Below are 15670 nucleotides of genomic sequence, written 5' to 3' on the forward strand. Positions count from 1 at the left end.
GCGATTTAGCGGGGTTGCATCAGTTGTTTGGCTTCCTGGCGTTTGAGTTTCCAGCCGTGGGAGCAAATGGGGCAGGTGAGGTAGTATTTTGATTCCATGCGGAACAGGGGGATGAAGAAGAAGGTGAACTTGGTGTAGGCGTTGGTGATGTGCAGGTTGACGCGGTTGTTGCAGTGGCCGCAGATGCAGCTCTCGCCGCTTTCGCCCAGGTCGTCGAAATAGCCTTTGCTGCCCCAGATGAAGATCATGTTATTTTCCCTTTATACATAGATGGTTATATGTGAAACCTGGGCCGGCACGTTGCGGCCGGCCCGGCTGGTTTGCTTATACGATTTCGGCTTTGGTGATGACTACGGGCTCAACCGGCACGTCGTCGTGGTAGCCGTGGCGTTTGGTGGCCACGCCTTCGATGGCGTCAACGACATCTTGGCCTTCCACCACTTTGCCGAATACGGCGTAGCCCCAGCCGTGCAGGCTTGGGGAGGTGTGGTTGAGGAAGTCGTTGTCTTTGGTGTTGATGAAGAATTGGGAGGAGGCGCTGTGCGGGGCTTGGGTGCGCGCCATGGCGAGGGTGTATTTGTTGTTTTTCAGGCCGTTTTGGGCTTCGTTTTTAATCGGGGCGCGGGTGGGCTTTTCCTGCATGTTTTCGTCCATGCCGCCGCCTTGAATCATGAAGCCTTTGATCACGCGGTGGAAAATAAGGCCGTCGTAGAAGCCGTCTTTCACGTATTGTTCGAAGTTGGCGGCGGTTTCGGGGGCTTTTTCGTGGTCGAGTTCGATGCCGATGGTGCCGAAGTTGGTGTGGAGTTTGATCATGTTTATTATCCTGTAATGGGGTTGGGGAAAGGGAAGAGGCTACCTGAAAAACGGTTTTGGGATTTCAGGTAGCCTTTTATGCGGAGTTATTGTTTAACGGCTTCGATTTGGATGTTCAGCTTCACTTGGTTGCTGATCACGCCTTGCAGGAAGTTCATGCCCCACTTGCTGCGGTCGATGGTGGTGCTGAAATCGCCGCCACATACTTGGGCGTTGACGCGCTGGCTGTGGTAGCAGTTGAAGCGGTCGGCGTTGAGGTGCACGGGGTGGGTTTGGCCGAGCAGGGTAAGGCGGCCGTCCACGCTGGCGAGTTTGCCGTTGCGGAAGTTGAAGCGGGTGGATTCAAAGCGCATGCTGGGATATTGGGCGGCATTGAATAGATCGGCGGAGGCGAGGTGGTGGTCGAACTGTTCGTTGCCGCTACGCAAGTTGGCCACGGGGATGTCGATTTTCACGCTGCCGGTTTTGGCCTGCGGGTTGTATTCCACAGTGCCGGAGAGGTTGTAGAAGCCACCGGTGTTGGTGCTGGTGTTGAAGTGGTCGATGGCGAAACGGGCGTTGGCGTGGTGGCTGTCGATTTTATAGGTATCGGCCTGGGCGCTGCCGAAGGCGGCGGCAAGAATGGCGAGGGCAAGGGCTTTTTTCATACGGTCACACTCCTAATACGTTGGGATTATTGCGAAAGAACCCGCACTTGGCGGATAACGATGGGCGTGCGCGGCACGTCTTGATACATATCCACGGTGCCGGTGGGAATACCGGCGATTTTGTCCACCACTTCCTGCCCGGCGGTTACTTTACCGAACACGGCATAGCCGTAGCCGCGTGCGGTGGGGGCGGTGTGGTTGAGGAATTCGTTGTCTTTCAAGTTGATGAAAAACTGGCTGGTGGCAGAGTGCGGCTGAGCCGTGCGCGCCATGGCGATGGTGTAGCGGTTGTTTTTCAGTCCGTTGGCGGCTTCGTTATCGAGGGCGCGGCGGATGGGGGCTTTTTCGGCCATTGGGGCGGTGAGGCCGCCTCCTTGGATCATGAAGCCGGGAATCACGCGGTGGAAGATGGTGCCGTTGTAAAAGCCGCTGCGGGCGTAGGCGAGGAAGTTTTCCACGGTTTTCGGTGCACGGGTTTCATCCAGAGAAAGCTCAATATTGCCTTGGCTGGTTTCAAGCAACACGCGGGTTTCGGCATGGGCGGCGAGGGCGGAGCAGCCGAGTGCGGCGGCTAGGATGAGTGTGCGGAACGGTTTGTTCATGATATTGGTTAAGATGTGGAAATGAATAAGGGCGTTAGGGTAAAGGCTACCTGAAAATTTTGCAAGCACGGCTAAAGCACTTCTGCCTGCTGCGTCAGCAGGCGTTGCGGTATTGCTCATGCTGTTTGCAACTCCTCACCCGGCAAGAAGAAAGAACGGCTTCCGCTGCCATAGATGCCTGGCTATGGTGAGGAGGGTTGTTTTAAATACAGAAAGCATTGATTGTGTTAAAATCGCCCGCTTTTTACATTCTAATTTTCCGCAAAGGCACACCCATGATTTCCACTTCCGGCATCACCATGCAGTTCGGCGCGAAGCCGCTGTTTGAAAACGTATCCGTCAAATTCGGCGAAGGCAACCGCTACGGCTTGATCGGCGCGAACGGTTCGGGTAAATCTACCTTTATGAAGATTTTGGGCGGCGATTTGGAGCAGACCAGCGGCGAAGTGGCGATTGAACACGGCGTGCGCTTGGGCAAGCTGCGCCAAGACCAGTTTGCCTACGAAGAGATGCGAGTGCTGGACGTGGTGATGATGGGGCACACCGAAATGTGGGCGGCGATGACCGAACGCGACGCGATTTACGCCAATCCCGAAGCCACCGAAGAAGACTATATGCACGCCGCCGAACTGGAAGCCAAGTTCGCCGAATACGACGGCTACACCGCCGAAGCGCGTGCCGCCGAATTATTGAGCGGCGTAGGCATTGCCGAAGAACTGCACAACGCCACCATGGCGGAAGTCGCGCCCGGCTTCAAACTGCGCGTGCTGCTGGCGCAAGCCCTGTTTTCCAAACCCGACGTGCTGCTGTTGGACGAGCCGACCAATAACTTGGACATCAATACCATCCGCTGGCTGGAAGGCGTGCTGAACCAATACGACAGCACCATGATTATCATCTCGCACGACCGCCACTTTCTCAACGAAGTCTGCACCCACATGGCGGATTTGGACTATAACACCATCACGGTTTACCCCGGCAATTACGACGACTACATGCTCGCTTCCGCCCAATCCCGTGAGCGCGCGCTGAAAGACAACGCCAAAGCCAAAGAAAAATTGCAGGAACTGCAAGAATTTGTGGCGCGGTTCAGTGCCAACAAATCCAAAGCCCGCCAAGCCACCAGCCGTCTGAAACAGGCCGACAAAATCAAAGCCGAAATGGTCGAAGTGAAGCCCTCCACCCGCCAAAACCCGTATATCCGCTTTGAAACCGACGAGAAAAACAAGCTGCACCGCCAAGCCGTGGAAGTGGAAAATTTGGCCAAATCGTTCGACAAAACCCTGTTTGAAAAGCTGTCTTACATTCTGGAAGCAGGGCAACGCCTTGCCATCATCGGCCCGAACGGCGCGGGCAAATCCACCCTGCTGAAACTTCTGGCCGGCGCGTTTGACGAAAAACTTTCCGATGTCAAACCCGATGCAGGCTGCATCAAATGGGCGGAAAAAGCCACCATCGGCTACTACCCGCAAGACCACGAAAACGACTTCGACGTGGACATGGACTTGACCGAATGGATGCGCCAATGGGGGCAGGAAGGCGACGACGAACAAGTGATTCGCGGCACACTCGGCCGCCTGCTGTTCGGCAGCAACGACGTGGTGAAAAAAGTGAAAGTGCTCTCCGGCGGCGAAAAAGGCCGCATGCTCTATGGCAAACTGCTGCTGCTGCGTCCCAACGTGCTGATTATGGACGAACCGACCAACCACATGGACATGGAAAGCATCGAATCGCTGAACATGGCGCTGGAAAAATACAAAGGCACGCTGATTTTCGTGTCGCACGACCGGCAGTTCGTGTCTTCTCTTGCCACGCAGATTATCGAGCTGGATGGCAAAGGCGGATATGAATATTATCTGGGCGATTACGAGAGCTATCTGGCGAAAAAAGGGATTGAGTAAGACAAGTGCAGGCTGCCTGAAAAAAGCAGCCTGCACTTTTTCAAAATATAGTCGATTAAAATTGCAATGATACGGCGTTGGCTCGCCTTGACGTACTATCTGTACGCCTTGCGGCTCGCCGCCTTGTCTCATTTTTATTTTAATCGACTATAAATGGAGATTGATTGGATGACATATTTGGAATACCGCGATGAACAATCCGAAAAATTCTGGCAAATCGATATAGACGGCAACAGCCACACGGTTACTTTCGGGCGCATCGGCACGAAAGGGCAGAGCAAAACCAAAATCTTTGCCAGCACGGAAGAATGCGAAAAAGATGCCGCCAAACTCATCCAATCCAAAAAAGCCAAAGGCTATGCCGCGCCGGGTGAAACACCGCAGCCCAAAGCCCCTGCCGAAAGCCTGCTGCAACAACGCTTTGCCTTGTCAGACGAATATGACGGCTTGGTTGCCGAAACAACGCTTTGGGGCAACGCCGTCCCCGTCGTGTTGGATGCCGACGAATTATTAGATGAATACGACGGCGACGAAGACGCGCTTTACGACCCCGCCGCCGTGGAAAAACTATTCAAAAACAAAATCCCGTATAAAAAGATTGAAGCGGTGCTGAAATGGATTGAAAAGAACCGCAAAAAGATGATTGATTTCGCACTGGATTACGAAAATTTTGTCGATGTGTTCAACGATTGGGCCGCACAAGAAATCGCACAAAAAGGCAAAGCCGTCCTGTATGACGGCACGGTTTTGACTGCCGAAACGGACAGGCAGGCCGTCATCAACAGCATCCGCCTATCCGGCATATCCCTATGGGTGGATTTTGACGACAAAACCGTCAGCGATTTCAGTATCGATTTATCCACCGAACAGCCCGATTATTTCGGTGGCCACACGCTCACCATCGAAGTGGACGAGGACAAAGAAATGTCCTTCGGCGGTATGAACGGATAAGGCGGTAACGATATTTGAGGCTACCTGAAAATCGGCAAAGTGGTTTTCAGGTAGCCTATTGGTTAATCAGTTAAAAAAGAAAGGGAAAGTATGTTCACACTCAACGGATTCGGCACCATGTTTATCGGCGAGTGCGATTACGAGCCGGACGGCACTTACGTGACCACGGCGTGGATTGTGGCTTTATGGATACCGCTGATTCCGCTGTATAGCGCGCGGGTTTTGTCGGTGGAGCCGACCATGCTCTCCGGCACGAATTATCAAATCATCAAGCAGCCGGTGCATTGGGGGCAGGCTCGGCGGATATGGGCGTACACGCTCGGCATACCCGCGCTGCTTGCCTTGTTTGTTTGGATGGTGGACGTGTTGGATTCATTATCGCCGCTGGCGGGGCAAATCTCATTTTGGCTGGCGGTGGGCGCGATGTTTGCCTACGCCCTTTTGCCGTTTTTCCTGCGTTACCGAGCCTGCAAGGCAATCGGTTTGCGCTACAAAGAGCTGAAAGTCTCACCGATTACTTGGCTGGCAATCGTGTTGCTGTTGCTTGCCATCGGTTATGTGGCGTTTTTTGGAAACCAACTATAGCGAAGGCCTGGAATCGGCTCAATCTTGAGGCTGCCTGAAAATCGGTAAAGCGGTTTTCAGGCAGCCTTTGTTTTACGTGCGCCCCACACAAACAGCGCCACGCCCGCCCATACCCACAGATAACCGGCAAATTGCATACGGCTGAACGGCTCGTGGAAGGCGGTGAGGCCGAGTAGGAATTGCAGGCTGGGCGAAAGGTATTGCAATATGCCGATGGTGGTGAGGCGGATGCGTTGCGCGGCGGCGGCAAACAGCAGCAGCGGAATCATGGTGGCGGCACCGCTGCCAATCACAATGGCCAAGGGCAGGGGTGGCAGTTGGGCGAAAACCAGGCTGCCGTGTCGATAGTGCCAGCTCAGATACAGGAGGGCAAAGGGCAGCAGCATCAGGGTTTCCAGCGTGAAGCCGGGTAGGGCGGGAAGCGGAGCGAGTTTGCGCAATAGGCCGTATATGCTCCAGCTCACGCCGATGCCCAGTGCAATCCAAGGCATCTGCCCGCCCCATGCGGAAAGCCACACCACGCCTACGATGGCTAAAAGAATCGCGCCGATTTGCAGCGGGCGCAGGGCTTCGCGCAGAAACAGGCGGCCGCAGAAGATGCTGGCGAGGGGTGCGATGAAGTAGCCCAGGCTGGCTTGCAATACCTGCCGTTGGGTGATGGCGGCCAAATAGAGCAGCCAGTTTGCCGCCAATAGGGTGGAACAGAGGGCGAAGGCGGTAAGGGTTTGGCGGCTTTTGATGGCTTGTGCGAGCAGGGTGCGGGCGGAAGGCGAGCAGGCTACCGCACCGATGGCGAGCAGCGATGCCCATACGATGCGGTGTGCCATCAGTTGACCGGCGCCGATGGGCTGGCCGACCAGGGGCAGCCAGTAGAGTGGGAAAAAGCCCCAAATCAGATAACAGCCGATAACACAGTAGAGGCCGCGGCGGTATTCGGTGGAGTGGGTGGTATTCATGATGTGTTGGCGGATGGTGTGGAGGCTACCTGAAAGTTTTGGTTTCAGTGCGGAGAGAGCTAAACATTTGTATTTCCCGATATGGATGCGCTGCGTTGTACGGTTTGTGGCCAAGCCGCCATCTGGTATGGACAATCAGTATTGAATGAGAAAACAGAACGCATTGAGATAGCCTGCTTGTTGATATGAAAACGGTAGAGGCTACCTGAAAATCCGTCGGGTATTTTTCAGGTAGCCTCTATCAGCCTTTGGTTCGGGCTGCTTACATCAGGTTCAAATCATTTACGCGTTCGAAGATATGCGTGCTTTCGCGGCCTTCTTCGTAGAGCTTGATGCGCAGGCGCAAGTCGTTGGCAGATTCGGCCTGGCGCAGGGCTTCGTCGTAGTCGATTTCGCCGTTGATGTAGAGGCGGAACAAGTCTTGGTCGAAGGTTTGCATGCCGTCGTCTTCGGCGCGTTCCATCAGTTCGCGGGCTTCCAAAAGCTCGTTTTTGAACACGTGGTCCTGCATGGCGGGGGTGTTGATGAGCAGGTCGATGATGGCGTTTCGGCCTTTGCCGCCTTTTTTCAGCACCAGGCGCTGGCCGATAATGGCCACCAGGTTCAGCGCCAAATCCATCAGAATCTGCTGATGCCGCTCTTCGGGATACAAGTTCATAATACGCTCAACGGTTTGGCTGGCGTTGGTGGCGTGGATGGTGAAGAAGCACAAGTGGCCGGTTTGCGCCAGTTGCAGGGCATATTCCATGGAGTGTTCGTTACGCACCTCACCCACGCAGACTACGTCGGGCGCCTGACGCATGGCGCTTTGTACCGCCGCGCCCCAGCTGTGGGTATCGAGGCCGACTTCGCGCTGGGTGATGATGCTCTTGATCGGGCTGTGGATATACTCGATCGGGTCTTCGATGGTTACGATGTGGCCGGCGGAGTGTTTGTTGCGCCAGTCGAGCATCGCGGCCTGCGAAGTGGATTTACCGGAACCGGTAGGGCCGGCCAGAATAATCAGGCCGCGCTTGCGCATGGAAAGCTCTTTGAGCACTTGCGGCAGGCGGAGGTCGTCAATGGTAAGGATGTTGGTGGTGATGCGGCGCATTACCAAGCCGATACGGCCTTGTTCGTGGTAGGCATTCACACGGAAACGGATGCCGTTTTGTGATTGCAGGGAGTAGTTCAGCTCCCATTCCACCGGGAATTTGGCTTTCTGCTCGTCGTTGAAGGTGGAGTAAACGATTTGTGCGGCTTCTTCTTCGGTAAGCGGTTTTACCGGAATCGGCACCAGCGTGCCATCGATTTTGAACGAGGGCGGGAAGTTGCTGCTGATGAAGATATCGGAAGCGTTGCGTTTGAGTGATTCATCGGCCATTTTTTCCAGCAGCGGGTGCAGTTTGGCACGCTCACGGGTTAAGTGCTGATTCGGGCCGTGGCCGACCGGCTGAGCGGGCTCGGCGTGCAGCGGCGGGTGGTTGGATGCGGCCGGTGCAGGGCGTGCGGCGGGCTGCTGCAGCGCGGCTTGGGGCTGCGGCGCAGGTTGGGCTTGTTGCTGCACAGGTTGCGGCTGAACCGGAGCTTGTTGCGGCTGAGCCGTGGCTTGTTGCTGTTGCAAAGTCGGCCTCGGCTGGGCAGGCTGAGCCGGAGCCTGCATCGGCTGGGCAGCGTTGGGCGCGAGGGCGGCGGCGTATTTGGATTTGAGCCTGGGCTGCTGCGGCTCTGCTGCCCGAGGTTGCGCCGGCTGTGCGGGCGGTGCAGGCGGGGTGATAGGCTGTGCCACGAAATCGGGCTCGATCAACTCCGGCTCGCCGAATGCGCTTTCGGGCAAATCGGGCAGCGGCGGAATATCGAGCGTGCCGGCAGCCAGCTGGCTTTCCACGGCGGCCAAATCGCCATTCGGCATCATGGTAGAGGCAACGGGGGTAGGCTCGGGAGGCATATCGCCACGTTGGTTGGCCATTTCGGAGAGCAGCTCGGCCAAGTTTTGTTTGTGCTGATCGTTTGACATGATGTTTTCCCTTGTACGATTGTCGGTTTAGACGAGTTGGTCGGGGTTGGCGGCTTTGGCGCGTGCGGCATCGATGCTGATTACACCGCGTTTGAGCAGTGCCTGCAGGGATTGGTCGAGCGTCTGCATGCCGTGTGCCTGGCCGGTTTGCAGGGCAGAACCGATTTGGGCGATTTTGTTTTCGCGGATCAGGTTGCGCACGGCGGCGGTGGAAATCAGGATTTCGTGCGCAGCCACGCGGCCTTTGCCGTCTTTGGTTTTGAGCAGGGTTTGCGAAATCACGGCGCGCAGCGATTCGGAAAGCATGGAGCGCACCATCTCTTTTTCGCCTGCGGGGAACACGTCGATGATACGGTCCACGGTTTTGGCGGCACCGGTGGTATGCAGGGTGGCGAATACCAAGTGGCCGGTTTCGGCGGCGGTGAGCGCCAAGCCGATGGTTTCCGGGTCACGCATCTCACCCACCAGGATGATATCCGGGTCTTCACGCAATGCGGAGCGCAGGGCGTTGGCGAAGCTGTGGGTGTGTTGGTGCAGTTCGCGTTGGTTTACCAGGCACTGCTTACTTTCGTGCACAAACTCGATCGGGTCTTCGATGGTGAGGATGTGGTGATGATGGTTTTCGTTGATGTAGTTGATCATCGCCGCCAGGGTGGTGGATTTACCGGAACCGGTAGGGCCGGTTACCAGTACCAGGCCGCGCGGTTGGTCGGAAATTTTTTGGAACACTTTGGGGGCGTTCAATTCTTCCAGCGTGAGTACTTTGCTGGGAATGGTACGGAACACGGCGGCCGGGCCGCGCTCGGTGTTGAAGGCGTTCACACGGAAACGGGCGATGTTGGGCAGCTCGAAGGAAAAGTCGGTTTCCAGCCGTTGTTGGTAGTCTTTGCGCTGGTGGTCGTTCATGATGGAGGCGATCATGTTGCCCACTTCTTCGGCGCTCATTTCCGGCAGGTTGATGCGGCGCACGTCGCCGTGCACGCGGATCATGGGTGGCAGGCCGGCGGAGAGGTGCAAGTCGGATGCTTTGTTTTTCACGCTGAACGCGAGTAAGTCGGTAATCTGCATGGCTTTTGAAACTCCCTTTTCAGTAAATTTTTTTGCAGTTTTGCTAAAAACAGTTCATTGTAAATAAAGATGGCGGGATAAATAAAGGAAAACTTGTATTTTCCTGTAAAATTGGCGGTTATCTGAAACAGGGTGCGCGGTTTCGGCCTGTTTCCGGCTTTAGGCCGGGATGGCGGCGGCCAGGCAGGGGCTACCTGAAAACCTGTTTTCCCGTTTTCAGGTAGCCTCACATCCGATACTAACGATAGAACGTACCTTCCCATTCCATGATGACCCCGCAACAAAAAGGCCTGGCCTGGACGGCGGCGATGGCGCTGTTTATGCAGTCGCTGGACGCCACCATTTTGAACACCGCATTGCCGGTGATGTCGGCGAGCCTGCACGAATCGCCGCTGCAGATGGAGCTGGCCATCATCAGCTACGCGCTCACCGTGGCCGCGCTGATTCCGCTCTCCGGCTGGCTGGCTGATCGGTTGGGTACGCTCAACGTGTTCCGGCTGGCGGTGGCGGTGTTCGTGCTCGGTTCGGTGGCCTGCGCCGTGTCGCCCACGCTGGATTGGCTGGTGGCCGCGCGGATACTGCAGGGCGCTGGCGGCGCGCTGATGCTGCCGGTGGCGCGGCTGGCGATTATCCGCACCGTGCCCAAATCGGAATTGGTGGCGGCGTGGAATTTAATGTCGATGACCGGCCTCATCGGCCCCATCGTCGGGCCGATTTTGGGCGGCTGGATGGCGGTAAATCTTTCTTGGCACTGGATTTTCTTCATCAATATCCCCATCGGCCTGTTCGGCATTGCCATTGCCGGACGCTATATGCCCAATATGCGGGCCGCCGTGCAGCCCTTGGATTGGCTGGGCTTTTTGCTGTTTGCCGGCGGCCTGGTGGGGGTTACCTACGGGCTGGAGCTGGCGGCGGAAAACCTGCACAACGGCCGCCGCGCCCTAGTAGTTATCGGGCTGGGCGCGGCGGCCATGTGGCTGTATGCCGCGTATGCGCGGCGTGCTAAAAACCCGCTGCTGCCACTTTCGCTGTTCCAGGTGCACACGTTCAGCGTCGGGCTGGCGGCAAACCTGATGTTCCGTGTGCTTTCTTCCGGCATTCCCTTCCTGGTGCCGCTGATGCTTCAGGTAGCCTTCGGCTACAATGCCGAAATGGCGGGCTGGATGCTGGCGCCGGTGGCATTGAGCTCGATTCTGATGAAACCGTTTACCGCGCCGATTCTGGTGCGCTTCGGCTATAAGGCCACGCTCTTGGGCGTGGCCGTGGCCATGTCGGCCGTGGTGGCCGCGCTGTCGCTGCTCGATTCGCGCAGCTCGATAACGTTTTATATGCTGCTGGCCACCTGCTTCGGCCTGTGCCAATCCCTGATGTTTACCGCCATCAACACCCTCACCGTCGGCGATTTGTCGAACGAAGAAGCCAGCGCGGGCTCGACCATGCTAAGCGTGGTGCAGCAGGTGGGCATCGGCATCGGCATTGCCGTGGCCGCCGTGATTTTGGGCGCATACCGTGCCGCCGTTGGCGAAACCGGCGCGTTGCTGGAACAGGCCTTCAGCTACACCTACCTGTCACTTGCCACCTTCGGCCTGGTGCTGCTGTGGCTGTTGGCCAAACTGCATTCCGGCGACGGCGGGCATTTAAACCGTAAGGCTACCTGAAACCTTCATCCGTACATTTGAACAGATTTGAAAGCCATCATGAGCAATACCACCCCCAACTACATTACCCCAGTCGGCTGGCAGGCATTGAAAGACGAGCTCTATCAGCTGGTGAACAAAGAGCGCCCCGAAATCGTGCAAATCGTCAACTGGGCCGCCTCCAACGGCGACCGCAGCGAAAACGGCGATTATCTCTACGGCAAGCGCCGTATGCGCGAAATCGACCGCCGCATCCGCTTCCTCACCAAACGGCTGGAAGCGGCGCAAGTGGTCGATCCCGAAACCCGCGAAGCCACCGACCAAATCTTTTTCGGCGCCACCGTAGAGCTGCTGCGCGGCAACGGCGAAGAGCAAACCGTGCGCATCGTGGGCGTGGACGAAATCGACACTGCCCGCCACAAAATTTCCTGGACTTCCCCGCTCGCCCGTGCCCTGCTCAAAGCCCGCGAAGGCGACGAAATCGTGTTCCACGGGCCGGAAGGCCGAGAGGAAATCGAAGTGTTGGCCGTGAGTTACGAGAAGATAGAGTAGTCGTGTTGGAGGACAATATAGTGAATTAACAAAAATCAGGACAAGGCGACGAGCCGCAGGCAGTACAGATAGTACGGTAAGTCGAGGCAACGCTGTACTGGTTTTTGTTAATTCACTATAAATAAGGCTACCTGAAACTTTTCAGGTAGCCTTTGCTCTTATTCCAACCGGCTTCAGGAAACCTGCTGCCGATACCATTCGATAAATGCCGCCGGCTCGGTGAAGCCGATGAGCGGGCTGCTGCGGCGGCCGTCAGGATGGATAACGAAGATGCCGGGTGGGCCGGGCAGGCCGTATTCCTGCAACAGCGCGCGCTGCTCAGGCGTGTTGTCGGTGAGGTCGATTTTGAATACGCGATCGGGCGGCACAGCGGCCTGCACTTCGGGGCGGCTGAAGGTTTTGTGTTCCATCTCCTTGCAGCTGGCGCACCAGTCGGCATAAAAATCCAGCACCACCGGCTTGCCGCTGGCCAAGGCCTGTTGCATGGCACTGTTGAGCTGCTGCGGCGCGGTGAAGACCCGGTGCGCGGTTTGCTGCGGCGGGAACACGGTGAGCGCCTGGTGCAGGAAGGTGGGCTGCATGCGCACGCTCTGTACGGCGAAAAACACGCCCACGGTGAGCAGGAGGCTGCCCAGTCCCATGGCTAAAGGCCTGATTTGGTGGTTGCGCAGGTGTTTGCCCAACAGCAGGCCGCCGGGGATAACCAACAGCAGCGAATAAAGCGCCACGGTCAGGCCGTAGGGCAGGAAGGGGGCGGCCAGATACACGGCCACGGCCAACAGGATGATGCCGAAGGCGTGCTTGATGCCATTCATCCACGCGCCGGCCTTGGGCAGGATGTGCCCGCCGAATGTGCCCACCAAAACCAGCGGCACACCGGTGCCCAGCGCCATGCTGTATAAGGCCAGGCCGCCCAGCGCGGCATCGCCGGTTTGGCCGATATAGCCCAAGGCCACGGCCAGGGGCGGTGCCACACAGGGGCCGACAATCAGTGCCGAGAGCATGCCCATCACAAACACGGAAGCCATTTTGCCGCCGGACAGCTTGCTGCTCTGCTGCTGGAAGTAGCTTTGAATAAAGGAGGGCAGCTGGATGGTGAACACGTCGAACATACCCAGCGCCAGTACCACAATCAGCGCGGCGGCAGAAAGCACCACCCACGGCTGTTGCAGCCACACGGTGAGCAGCGAGCCGGTGAGCCCGGCCAGCACGCCCACGGCGGCATAGGTGAGCGCCAGCCCCTGCACGTAAACCGAAGACAAAACCAGCCCGCGGCGTTTGCCGGCATTGGCACGGTCTCCCACGATGATGCCCGACACAATGGGCAGCAGGGGATACATGCAGGCGGTAAAACTCAAGCCAATGCCGAAACTAAAAAAAGCCAGCAGGTTTGCCCCCAATGTGTCGCGCGACAGGCTAAACGGGCTTTTGCGCGGCTGCGGCATGGGGCTGGCAGCGGGCGCACCGTTTTGCGGCGCGGTGAAGCGGCTGCTGCCGGCGGGCGGGGCGGCCGTGTCGCCATACACGCCCGTGCCTTTGATTTCCAGCGTTTTGCTTACTGGCGGATAGCACACGCCCGCATCCGCGCAGCCTTGGTAGGTGAGCGTGAGGCGGTAGGCGGCGGGTGTGGCGGATTGGAAGGGCAGTTTCACCACGGCTTGGTGGTAGTGCACGGTTTGCTTGCCGAAAAACTCGTCTTCCTTTTCCTTGCCCGGCGAAAACTCAGCCGCGCCCAGCAGACCGGCCGGCTCGGTTTCCACATGGATTTTTTCTTGATAGAGATAGTAGCCGTTGGCAATTTGGAATTGCACGGCCACATCCTGCTCGCCCGCCGCCACCGTGGCGCGGAACGCCTGCTCCGCCGGCAGTAGCTGGCCGGCATCGATTGCATGCGCCGCCATGCCGGAGCACAACAGCACGGGCAGGATGAAAGATTGAATCAGTTTTTTAAACATAAAGGCTACCTGAAAACGTTAGCTTCAGCGAAGCTGAAACAAGGGCACAAAAATGTGCGCGGATTATAAGGAAATAGTACCATGCCCGCCATGGGCTTAATTTAACAAAGCGATTGATGAAATTAACTTTGCCGCCACAGGCTTGCTTATATAGACGAGCGATGCATGCCGTTTCTGACAGCTGCGGCAAAATAATTGTGCCCGCCGCCGCCTTTTCGCTTGAAAATCGGCCGCCCCGCCCCATTTGGCAGGGCAAAAGCTCTCTTTATAAAGGAATCTTTATGTCTCATCATCATCAACATCACCAACACCAAAACCCCGAAACCGAACTTCCGCAGCAAGAAACTCAGGCCGAAGCCGTCGAGCTGCAGGCCAACGCTGAAGCTGCCGAGCCTACGCCGGAGCAGCTGGCGCAACGCGTGGCCGAGCTGGAAGCCGAGCTGGCCGACATCAACAAATACCATCAGGCCGAGCTGCAAAACCTGAACCGCCGCCATCAGGAAGAAATCCAGGCCGCCCACAAATTCGCCGCCAAGAAATTTGCCGAAGAGCTGTTGAAAGTAAAAGACTATTTGGAAATGGCGCTGCTCGACCAAAGCGGCAATTTCGATGCGCTGAAAATGGGCGTGGAGATGACCCTCACCGAGCTCAAGCGTGCCTTCGAGCAGGCTCAAATCAAAGAAATCCTGCCCCAGCCCGGCGACAAGCTCGACCCGCACCGCCACCAGGCCTTCCAAACCGTGGAAAGCGAGCAAGAGCCGAACACCATCGTGAACGTGATGCAGAAGGGCTATACCCTGCACGACCGCGTGCTGCGCCCCGCCACCGTATCTGTGGCCAAGGCGCGTGCGGAGGAATAGATTCCGGCAGGGAAAGATGGCAAATCAATTTTCAGGTAGCCTTCATCTCATGGGAGGCTACCTGAAAATTTTGGATGGCGCATAGCTGGCCGTATGCGGATGAATATGCGGCTAATGTGATGGGGAAATGGATATAGTGAATTAACAAAAACCAGTACAGCGTTGCCTCGCCTTGCCGTACTATCTGTACTGTCTGCGGCTCGTCGCCTTATCCTGATTTTTGTTAATTCACTATATTCCATTATATTTTCAGGTAGCTTCTTCGTGCGGGAGGCTACCTGAAAAAAGGGAGGGTTGCCAAACGGCATTCCTCCCTTTTGTCTGCACTTAAAACAACTTCATGCGCTCCTGCATTCCTGTGCCGAGCCAAAGTAAAGGCAGGCTGACGGGTAGGGTAACGATATCGAGGACGGCGGTGAATGGGGTGGCGAGTGCGCGGCCGGCCGTCCCCCCGGATACGTTTGTATCGGTTCCGGTTACCCGGGTTTGGATGCTTACGGGTATTGGCGTTTCAAAACGGTAGTCGTAGTTCATGTCGCTCGGGCGGGCATAGAGCTGGCCGCATACCTGGATTGTACGGGCATAGCGGGTTGCACCTTTGCTGTCGGTAACCTGCCTGAATTGCAGCTGGCGCAGTTTGGTGCGTTCCCGGCGGCGTTCGGCGGGGGAAAGGCGAGGGTTTTCTTGATAAACCAAATCGAAATCTGCACTGCAAAAGCGTTGCTTCGCTTCATCGGTGGCCAGTCTGAAGCCTTTCCGAGGCGAGGTGCTGCAGCATTTTTCGGCATCATTGGAGGGGGCGTACATTTGGAAGGGTTGGGACAGTTTTACATCTAGAATCGCGCCCAAATCCACTTCCCGGGCTGCTTCGCCGCTTCCAGCCCGAGGGTTGCTGCCTTTGGTCATCACATAGATATAGCTTTCGCCCAACATGACGATACTGTTGGGCGGCAGTTTTTGGCTGTCGGGTTTGACGCGGGCGAAGCCGACAACGGTGTCATCATCGAGGAGATCTAAGGTTGTAGAGGCGTAGCTGCGCGAGTCATGATTTTCCCACAGCGCATAAGTGGCGCAGCCGTTTAGCAGCATCAGGGCGGCGGCGAGGAAGAGGGGTTTCAACAGGGATTTTGCAAACATGGCGTGA

Annotated in this window: 15 protein-coding genes; 6 read left to right on the forward strand and 9 right to left on the reverse strand. The window is 56.8% G+C overall.

Going from position 1 to position 15670, the window contains the following annotated elements; genetic code table 11:
* Positions 1–5: 5 nt before the first annotated feature.
* From A7Q00_RS09045 to A7Q00_RS09060, 4 genes are all read right to left on the reverse strand, one after another.
* Entirely contained in the window at positions 6–248 is a 243-nt protein-coding gene (locus tag A7Q00_RS09045) for a zinc-ribbon domain-containing protein (protein ID WP_003821836.1), read from the reverse strand.
* Positions 249–324: 76 nt separating this feature from the next.
* Entirely contained in the window at positions 325–816 is a 492-nt protein-coding gene (locus tag A7Q00_RS09050) for a peptidylprolyl isomerase (RefSeq protein ID WP_064090233.1), read from the reverse strand.
* Between the two features lie 86 nt (positions 817–902).
* Entirely contained in the window at positions 903–1463 is a 561-nt protein-coding gene (locus A7Q00_RS09055) for a YceI family protein (protein WP_064090234.1), read from the reverse strand.
* A gap of 26 nt (positions 1464–1489) precedes the next feature.
* On the reverse strand, positions 1490–2065 hold the full coding sequence (locus tag A7Q00_RS09060) for a peptidylprolyl isomerase (protein WP_064090235.1): 576 nt from the start codon (positions 2063–2065) through the stop codon (positions 1490–1492).
* Positions 2066–2340: 275 nt separating this feature from the next.
* On the opposite strand from A7Q00_RS09060, the gene A7Q00_RS09065 reads away from it, so the two are divergent.
* The 3 genes from A7Q00_RS09065 to A7Q00_RS09075 all read left to right on the forward strand — a co-directional run bounded on the left by A7Q00_RS09065 (position 2341) and on the right by A7Q00_RS09075 (position 5502).
* A complete protein-coding gene (locus A7Q00_RS09065; protein ID WP_064090298.1) occupies positions 2341–3966 on the forward strand; it encodes an ABC-F family ATPase in 1626 nt (541 codons plus the stop codon).
* A 168-nt stretch (positions 3967–4134) separates the two neighbouring features.
* Positions 4135–4917, forward strand: coding sequence for a WGR domain-containing protein (locus A7Q00_RS09070; RefSeq protein WP_245637554.1), 783 nt, complete (start codon positions 4135–4137; stop codon positions 4915–4917).
* A 90-nt stretch (positions 4918–5007) separates the two neighbouring features.
* Positions 5008–5502, forward strand: coding sequence for a hypothetical protein (locus A7Q00_RS09075; protein WP_064090237.1), 495 nt, complete (start codon positions 5008–5010; stop codon positions 5500–5502).
* A gap of 56 nt (positions 5503–5558) precedes the next feature.
* Here the strand turns inward: A7Q00_RS09075 and rarD are convergent, their stop codons facing one another.
* The 3 genes from rarD to A7Q00_RS09090 all read right to left on the reverse strand — a co-directional run bounded on the left by rarD (position 5559) and on the right by A7Q00_RS09090 (position 9522).
* Positions 5559–6593 (reverse strand): EamA family transporter RarD, encoded by a 1035-nt coding sequence (gene rarD, locus A7Q00_RS09080; RefSeq protein ID WP_245637555.1) that lies wholly within the window; start codon positions 6591–6593, stop codon positions 5559–5561.
* A gap of 127 nt (positions 6594–6720) precedes the next feature.
* Positions 6721–7911 carry a PilT/PilU family type 4a pilus ATPase gene (locus A7Q00_RS09085; protein WP_241236132.1) on the reverse strand — a complete coding sequence of 397 codons (1191 nt, stop codon included), beginning with the start codon at positions 7909–7911 and terminating at the stop codon, positions 6721–6723.
* Positions 7912–8481: 570 nt separating this feature from the next.
* Positions 8482–9522 carry a type IV pilus twitching motility protein PilT gene (locus A7Q00_RS09090; protein WP_064090240.1) on the reverse strand — a complete coding sequence of 347 codons (1041 nt, stop codon included), beginning with the start codon at positions 9520–9522 and terminating at the stop codon, positions 8482–8484.
* Between the two features lie 266 nt (positions 9523–9788).
* On the opposite strand from A7Q00_RS09090, the gene A7Q00_RS09095 reads away from it, so the two are divergent.
* Both A7Q00_RS09095 and greB read left to right on the forward strand, forming a co-directional pair.
* The gene (locus A7Q00_RS09095) at positions 9789–11180 is read left to right on the forward strand and encodes a DHA2 family efflux MFS transporter permease subunit (RefSeq protein WP_082887812.1); all 1392 of its coding nucleotides are present in this window, start codon (positions 9789–9791) and stop codon (positions 11178–11180) included.
* 39 nt (positions 11181–11219) lie between these two features.
* The gene (greB, locus tag A7Q00_RS09100) at positions 11220–11711 is read left to right on the forward strand and encodes a transcription elongation factor GreB (protein ID WP_064090242.1); all 492 of its coding nucleotides are present in this window, start codon (positions 11220–11222) and stop codon (positions 11709–11711) included.
* Positions 11712–11884: 173 nt separating this feature from the next.
* Here greB and dsbD read toward each other — a convergent pair whose 3' ends face one another.
* Positions 11885–13666 (reverse strand): protein-disulfide reductase DsbD, encoded by a 1782-nt coding sequence (dsbD, locus tag A7Q00_RS09105; RefSeq protein WP_064090243.1) that lies wholly within the window; start codon positions 13664–13666, stop codon positions 11885–11887.
* Positions 13667–13947: 281 nt separating this feature from the next.
* Here dsbD and grpE point away from each other — a divergent pair, with 281 nt between their 5' ends.
* On the forward strand, positions 13948–14526 hold the full coding sequence (gene grpE / locus A7Q00_RS09110) for a nucleotide exchange factor GrpE (RefSeq protein ID WP_064090299.1): 579 nt from the start codon (positions 13948–13950) through the stop codon (positions 14524–14526).
* Positions 14527–14853: 327 nt separating this feature from the next.
* Here the strand turns inward: grpE and A7Q00_RS09115 are convergent, their stop codons facing one another.
* Positions 14854–15663: a hypothetical protein gene (locus tag A7Q00_RS09115; protein ID WP_064090244.1), complete on the reverse strand. Its 810-nt coding sequence runs from the start codon at positions 15661–15663 to the stop codon at positions 14854–14856.
* Positions 15664–15670 lie beyond the last annotated feature (7 nt).

Origin of the sequence: Eikenella halliae (assembly GCF_001648475.1) — a bacterium.
Lineage (GTDB): Bacteria > Pseudomonadota > Gammaproteobacteria > Burkholderiales > Neisseriaceae > Eikenella > Eikenella halliae.

Coding starts and splice junctions, on each gene's coding strand:
- A7Q00_RS09045 (WP_003821836.1), bottom strand. CDS start 248: ATGATCTTCATCTGGGGCAGCAAAGGCTATTTCGACGACCTGGGCGAA.
- A7Q00_RS09050 (WP_064090233.1), bottom strand. CDS start 816: ATGATCAAACTCCACACCAACTTCGGCACCATCGGCATCGAACTCGAC.
- A7Q00_RS09055 (WP_064090234.1), bottom strand. CDS start 1,463: ATGAAAAAAGCCCTTGCCCTCGCCATTCTTGCCGCCGCCTTCGGCAGC.
- A7Q00_RS09060 (WP_064090235.1), bottom strand. CDS start 2,065: ATGAACAAACCGTTCCGCACACTCATCCTAGCCGCCGCACTCGGCTGC.
- A7Q00_RS09065 (WP_064090298.1), top strand. CDS start 2,341: ATGATTTCCACTTCCGGCATCACCATGCAGTTCGGCGCGAAGCCGCTG.
- A7Q00_RS09070 (WP_245637554.1), top strand. CDS start 4,135: ATGACATATTTGGAATACCGCGATGAACAATCCGAAAAATTCTGGCAA.
- A7Q00_RS09075 (WP_064090237.1), top strand. CDS start 5,008: ATGTTCACACTCAACGGATTCGGCACCATGTTTATCGGCGAGTGCGAT.
- A7Q00_RS09090 (WP_064090240.1), bottom strand. CDS start 9,522: ATGCAGATTACCGACTTACTCGCGTTCAGCGTGAAAAACAAAGCATCC.
- A7Q00_RS09095 (WP_082887812.1), top strand. CDS start 9,789: ATGATGACCCCGCAACAAAAAGGCCTGGCCTGGACGGCGGCGATGGCG.
- greB (WP_064090242.1), top strand. CDS start 11,220: ATGAGCAATACCACCCCCAACTACATTACCCCAGTCGGCTGGCAGGCA.
- dsbD (WP_064090243.1), bottom strand. CDS start 13,666: ATGTTTAAAAAACTGATTCAATCTTTCATCCTGCCCGTGCTGTTGTGC.
- grpE (WP_064090299.1), top strand. CDS start 13,948: ATGTCTCATCATCATCAACATCACCAACACCAAAACCCCGAAACCGAA.
- A7Q00_RS09115 (WP_064090244.1), bottom strand. CDS start 15,663: ATGTTTGCAAAATCCCTGTTGAAACCCCTCTTCCTCGCCGCCGCCCTG.